Source organism: Mycobacterium sp. UM_Kg27, assembly GCF_000972905.1.
In the GTDB taxonomy this organism is placed as follows: domain Bacteria; phylum Actinomycetota; class Actinomycetes; order Mycobacteriales; family Mycobacteriaceae; genus Mycobacterium.
Genome location: NZ_JRMM01000208.1, coordinates 1 through 4,835, shown reverse-complemented (window position 1 = coordinate 4,835; position 4,835 = coordinate 1). Strand labels below are relative to the sequence as shown.

The 4,835-nt window shown below is 66.5% G+C and carries 9 protein-coding genes and 1 pseudogene; 4 read left to right on the top strand and 6 right to left on the bottom strand.

Going from position 1 to position 4,835, the window contains the following annotated elements; genetic code table 11:
• The coding region (locus LI94_RS20310; protein WP_152664891.1) for a PPE family protein at positions 1 to 305 on the bottom strand (305 nt) is incomplete at its 3' end.
• 238 nt (positions 306 to 543) lie between these two features.
• Between LI94_RS20310 and LI94_RS20305 the strand changes: the two genes are divergently transcribed.
• Positions 544 to 858 carry a DUF732 domain-containing protein gene (locus LI94_RS20305; RefSeq protein ID WP_024443345.1) on the top strand — a complete coding sequence of 105 codons (315 nt, stop codon included), beginning with the start codon at positions 544 to 546 and terminating at the stop codon, positions 856 to 858.
• 26 nt (positions 859 to 884) lie between these two features.
• Entirely contained in the window at positions 885 to 1,184 is a 300-nt protein-coding gene (locus tag LI94_RS20300; protein ID WP_036458367.1) for a DUF732 domain-containing protein, read from the top strand.
• A 4-nt stretch (positions 1,185 to 1,188) separates the two neighbouring features.
• Here the strand turns inward: LI94_RS20300 and LI94_RS20295 are convergent, their stop codons facing one another.
• From LI94_RS20295 to LI94_RS20280, 4 genes are all read right to left on the bottom strand, one after another.
• On the bottom strand, positions 1,189 to 1,845 hold the full coding sequence (locus tag LI94_RS20295; RefSeq protein ID WP_024443344.1) for a L,D-transpeptidase family protein: 657 nt from the start codon (positions 1,843 to 1,845) through the stop codon (positions 1,189 to 1,191).
• A gap of 87 nt (positions 1,846 to 1,932) precedes the next feature.
• A complete protein-coding gene (locus LI94_RS20290; RefSeq protein WP_024443343.1) occupies positions 1,933 to 2,169 on the bottom strand; it encodes a hypothetical protein in 237 nt (78 codons plus the stop codon).
• A complete protein-coding gene (locus LI94_RS20285; protein WP_192831012.1) occupies positions 2,156 to 2,842 on the bottom strand; it encodes a phosphatase PAP2 family protein in 687 nt (228 codons plus the stop codon). Before LI94_RS20285 ends, LI94_RS20290 begins: the two co-directional genes overlap by 14 nt.
• A 3-nt stretch (positions 2,843 to 2,845) precedes the next feature.
• Positions 2,846 to 3,184, bottom strand: a complete 339-nt coding sequence (locus LI94_RS20280) for a hypothetical protein (RefSeq protein WP_046302341.1) — start codon at positions 3,182 to 3,184, stop codon at positions 2,846 to 2,848.
• Between the two features lie 37 nt (positions 3,185 to 3,221).
• On the opposite strand from LI94_RS20280, the gene bluB reads away from it, so the two are divergent.
• Positions 3,222 to 3,899, top strand: a complete 678-nt coding sequence (gene bluB / locus LI94_RS20275) for a 5,6-dimethylbenzimidazole synthase (RefSeq protein WP_152664890.1) — start codon at positions 3,222 to 3,224, stop codon at positions 3,897 to 3,899.
• A gap of 97 nt (positions 3,900 to 3,996) precedes the next feature.
• Here bluB and LI94_RS20270 read toward each other — a convergent pair whose 3' ends face one another.
• Positions 3,997 to 4,194, bottom strand: a complete 198-nt coding sequence (locus LI94_RS20270) for a hypothetical protein (RefSeq protein WP_046302339.1) — start codon at positions 4,192 to 4,194, stop codon at positions 3,997 to 3,999.
• 27 nt (positions 4,195 to 4,221) lie between these two features.
• Between LI94_RS20270 and LI94_RS20265 the strand changes: the two are divergent.
• Positions 4,222 to 4,835: pseudogene (locus LI94_RS20265) on the top strand (helix-turn-helix domain-containing protein); the annotation flags it as partial.

Here is a 4,835-nt window from a genome sequence, read left to right as displayed (position 1 = left end):
ATGTGTATAAGAGACAGGGCCTCCGCCGCGGCGGTTGCCTGGCGAGCCGTGGCTTCGGCCTGAACGCCGACACCACGCAGCCAGGTCACATACGGCGCAGCAGAGGCCGCCATCGCCACAGCCGACGGGCCGGTCCACCCCCCGGTGACCAGTCCTGAGGTCACTGAGTCGTAGCTGGACGCGGCGGTCTGCAGCTCAGCGGACAGGTTCTCCCAGGCCGTAGCCGCGGTCAGCAACGAACCCGATCCGGGTCCGGAATACATGCGCCCCGAATTGATTTCCGGCGGAAGCACACCGTAGTCCAGGAACATCACACCCCCTCGGCGCGAGCCGTTTTGTGGCCAGCTGATTGTTAGCTTGCTGGGAATGAGCAAACGCCTGATCGGTGAATCGGAGGTTAAGGTTGGGCGTTCAAACGGGAGAACATCTGTGAATTGTGATTTCTCCAGCTACTTTCCAGGCACTTGCCAGGCTGGCGGTATTCATCTGGCGTTCATGTCGTCGCTGCGACGGATTAATCCACGGCGAGAATGCTTTGGCACTGTGAAACACGCCCGATGGATCGTGACCGCGGCGACCGCCGCGGCCCTGACAGGCCTGGCCCCGACGGCCTATGCCGAACCCGATCCCGATGCCACATTCATCAGCACCATCGAACAGGCGGGGATCGAGTACACCAACGCCGCCGACGCGGTCGCCGTCGGCCGGGAAGTCTGCGCCTATCTCGGGACCGGCCATCACGTAGATTCCGCAGCACGCGCCGTGCGGATCTCGAATCGCAGCATGTCGGTGAAGAACGCCGCCCGGTTCGTGACGTTCTCCCAAGTGGCGTTCTGCCCCGACTCGATCACCGATTGACGACAAGGAAGACGATGGCCATTCGCATGCCCCGCACACTCGCCGTAAGCGCATTCGCGGTGGCCGGCCTGCTGGGCCTGGCTGCACCGGCGGTTGCCGACACCGATGACAACGGCTTCCTCGGCGCCCTCGACAAGATGGGCATCTCCTACCCCGATGCCGCCGACGCCGTCGCCGGCGGGCATTCGGTGTGCGAATACCTGGCCGGGGGGCACTCGCCCAATCAGGCGGCCAAGGCCGTGAAGAACGCCAATCCCAGCCTGACCCTGACCCGGGCGTCGCAGTTCGTCAGCATCGCCCGAGCGTCCTACTGCGAAGAGGGCTGACGGACTACTTTGCGATCGCCATGACCGCGCCCGGTCGCAGCCACTGAATGATCTGCACCAGCTTGGCATCGTCGATCGCCACACAGCCCGCGGTCGGGCCGCCGTCGGTGGTGTGAAAGAAGAAGGCGGCGCCGTCCCCGGGGGTACGAGCGGTATTGACCCCCATCACCACAGCGTGCTTGTACTGCGGGATCTCGAGGTTCTCGCTCTCACTGGTGTCGAACGCACATTGCGCCTTCTTGCACACCTGCATGGTGTTGAACGTCGGGCTGTGGTCGTCACCGTCCCACCAGTGATCCGGTCCGACCTGTACATACTGCAGTCCCCCACCGGGGTTCGGCGCGGTGCCGAACGCATACGGCAAGGTGAATACACCCATCGGGGTGGCCGGATAACCGCTCTTCGCCTTGGCTGCCATGCCGGCCGAACCGACATGAGTCGGTATGCCGGCGGCCACCGGCTGCCAGCCCGTCGCGCTGCGCTGGTAGACGTCCATCTTGGCGTCCGAACCGCCCACTCCGACAACCGAAATCACCTGATTGGCATTGCCTACCGAACGGGCAAACCAGGGAATGACGTCGGCTTGGGCTCCCGGGGCCGCGGCCAGCGCCGCAGCAACCGTGCACAGGGCAGCGCTGAACACGCTCACAAGTCGGCGCATTCACTCATCATCTGTGCATGTCAGGACCGGGTCAAACACCGCTCACGGCGTGCCGGGGTTCAGGTGGCCGCTTTCACGACGCGGTGTTCACGACCCCTGCCGGCGCGGCAGGTCTTCGACCGGCGCCTCGGCTTTGAGCAGGCCACGGGACGACAGATAGTCGCGGAAGTACTCACGATGTTCAGCACACGTCAGCCAAACCTTGCGCCGCTCGGGGGTGTGCAGCTTCGGGTTGTTCCACAGCATGCCGTACACCGCGTCGGCGCTGCAGCCCTTGCGGGAGCACACGAGCACATCGACCGGGTCGGCGTTACTGCTGGTCATGATGGCCATCCTGCGGCGCGCCGGCGGATCCGGTCAACCCCGGTCGCCGCCACGGTTGCAGGGCCAGAGCCCACGCCGTCAGATAAGCCCAGCCCAGCGCCCAGCCGGCCAGCACGTCGGAGGGGTGGTGCACGTTGAGCGCTACCCGAGACACACCGACCGCCGCAACCACCAGCACGCCGGCGCTCACGGCCGCCACCCGGGCATTGCGCCGCAGGGTGGGCAGCGCCAACAGCACCAGCGCGCCGACACCGATCATCACTCCCAGCGCGTGCCCGGACGGAAACGAGGTCGAGCTCGCCGAGACCAGAGCCGTCACCGGCCGCGGCCGCCCGACCGAGCCCTTGGCCACTACCGTCAGCAGACCGCTCGCCTCCACCGAAACCAACAGGAACAGCGCGGCGCGCAGCCGGTGACGCAGCACCGCGACCAGGGCCACCACCATGCCCACCGCCCGGAACACCGCCGGTGCGAAAACCGTGGAGATGCCATCCCAGAACCGGACCCAGATCGGGTGTTTGACGGCGACGTCGTAGCTCGCGTCCAAGGCGGCGGTGTCGACCTCGGCCAGCCAGGTCCAGCCCTGCCGATAGCCCACCAACATCAGTACGTAGACCGCCACCGCGGCCGCCATCGAGATCAGTGCCGCGGCACGCGCGGTCGAAGGCGACACCAGTTACTTCCCGCCGCGGGAAGTTTCGCCACCGCGAAGGTCCGGCCAGGGCGGGCGGCGCAGTACCGCCAGAGACGCGATGACCGCGGACAACAACCCGGTGAGCACCCCTACCAGCGCGATCCGATTCGCATCGACCGCGGCCACCCACCTGGCCTGCTCGCCGCGGATCACCATCACCCCGAGGGGGGTCGCACTCACCTTCGACCCGTCCGGGCCCGACGCGGTCACCCGTGCAGCGGTGATCACCGTCGCCCCATCCGCGGTCTGGTGGGGTTCGCCGTAGACAAGGTCTGCGGCGGCACCGGCTGAGAAGTGGTCGAGCAGTTGCGAACGTTTCATGACGAGCGTCCCTTCGTGTGGCTCCTACCATGATCCCGTGGCTGATCCATCGTTCACCGTGCAGGAGCGCCAAGCCGTGTACCGGGTGATCGCCGAGCGGCGCGACATGCGCCGATTCGTGCCCGGCAGCACAGTCGAGCCCGACGTCTTAGCGCGCCTGTTGGCGGCGGCCCACGCCGCACCGAGTGTGGGCCTCATGCAGCCGTGGCGGTTCATCCGAATCACCGACGGCGCCCTCCGGCAGCGGATCCATGCCTTGGTCGACGAGGAGCGTCATCGCACCGCCGAGGCACTGGGCCGCCGCGAGCAGGAGTTCCTGGCGCTGAAAGTGGAAGGTATCCGCGAGTGCGCCGAACTTTGGGTGGTGGCGTTGCGAGACGGCAGGCAGGCACACATCTTCGGTCGCCGTACCTTGCCGCAGATGGATCTGGCTTCGGTGTCGTGCGCCATTCAAAACCTCTGGCTGGCGGCCCGCGCAGAGGGGCTGGGCATGGGCTGGGTGTCGCTGTTCGAACCTGCGCAGCTGGCGCAACTGCTGGGCATGCCCTCGGATGCGGAGCCCGTGGCGATCCTGTGCCTGGGTCCGGTCCCGGAGTTCCCGGACCGGCCGGCGCTGGAGATCGACGAGTGGGCCTACCGCCAGCCCTTGGGCGAGTTTGTTGCCGAAAATAGCTGGGAAACAGCCGCATTACACCCGGATTCCAGCGTCCAATGATTCTCCGGACCGGCGCGGGCGCAGCATCTTGCGATGAGAAGCACCCGGCCCAGGCGGTAGGTGCCTTCCGCCTGGGCCGTCGTGACGACTGGACTACCTAGATGTCCAGACCGAGGAACGCGGCCCCCGGATCCATCAGCGCGGAGGCGTCGAAGCCCTCGAACAGCGCGCTGAGGTCCACGTTCCCCAACGGTGTCACCAAGATGTCGGTAACGGTGCCCTCGGCGCCCTCCAGACCCGGGATTGCGGTGTAGACGTTGACGAAGCCGCCACCGAAGTTGAGCACGTCATACACCGAGCCGATTGGGGCAGATCCCCAGTGCCCACACCGGTGGCGGCGGTGACGCCGTCGACGGTGAACTCGTCTCACGTCGGTGTGTACGGGCGCGTTCATTCTGGCCCGGGCCGGCCTGCTCAGCAGACGTCGCGCGACCACCCATTGGCGCCACACCGCGCGGCTGGCGCGCGCGTTCCCCGACATCGACGTCGAGCCGGACGCGATCTTCGTCCGTGACGGCCACGTCTTCACCTCGGCGGGTGTGTCGTCGGGCATCGACCTGGCACTGGCCCTGGTCGAGCAGGATTACGGCACCGAACTGGCCCGTCAAGTCGCCCGCGCTCTGGTGGTATACCTCAAACGTGCTGGCGGGCAATCACAGTTCTCGGTCCTCGTGGAGAGCGATCCCCCACCGGGGTCGGCGCTACGTGGCGTTCTCGATTCGATCGCGGCTGATCCCAGTGCCGAACACAGCGTGAAAGCCCTTGCCGCACGAGCATCGATGAGCACACGTCAGCTCACCCGACTGTTTCACTCGGAACTGGGATTCACCCCGGCCCGCTACGTCGAAACGATCCGGATCGACATCGCGCGGGCAGCGCTCGACGCGGGTCACAGCGTCACAGACACTGCACGCCTGGCCCTGTCTCTTATACACA

What these genes read in the sequence shown, in the direction of transcription:
- LI94_RS20300 (WP_036458367.1), top strand. Translation starts at nt 885, where the DNA reads ATGCCCCGCACACTCGCCGTAAGCGCATTCGCGGTGGCCGGCCTGCTG.
- LI94_RS20295 (WP_024443344.1), bottom strand. Translation starts at nt 1,845, where the DNA reads ATGCGCCGACTTGTGAGCGTGTTCAGCGCTGCCCTGTGCACGGTTGCT.
- LI94_RS20290 (WP_024443343.1), bottom strand. Translation starts at nt 2,169, where the DNA reads ATGACCAGCAGTAACGCCGACCCGGTCGATGTGCTCGTGTGCTCCCGC.
- LI94_RS20280 (WP_046302341.1), bottom strand. Translation starts at nt 3,184, where the DNA reads ATGAAACGTTCGCAACTGCTCGACCACTTCTCAGCCGGTGCCGCCGCA.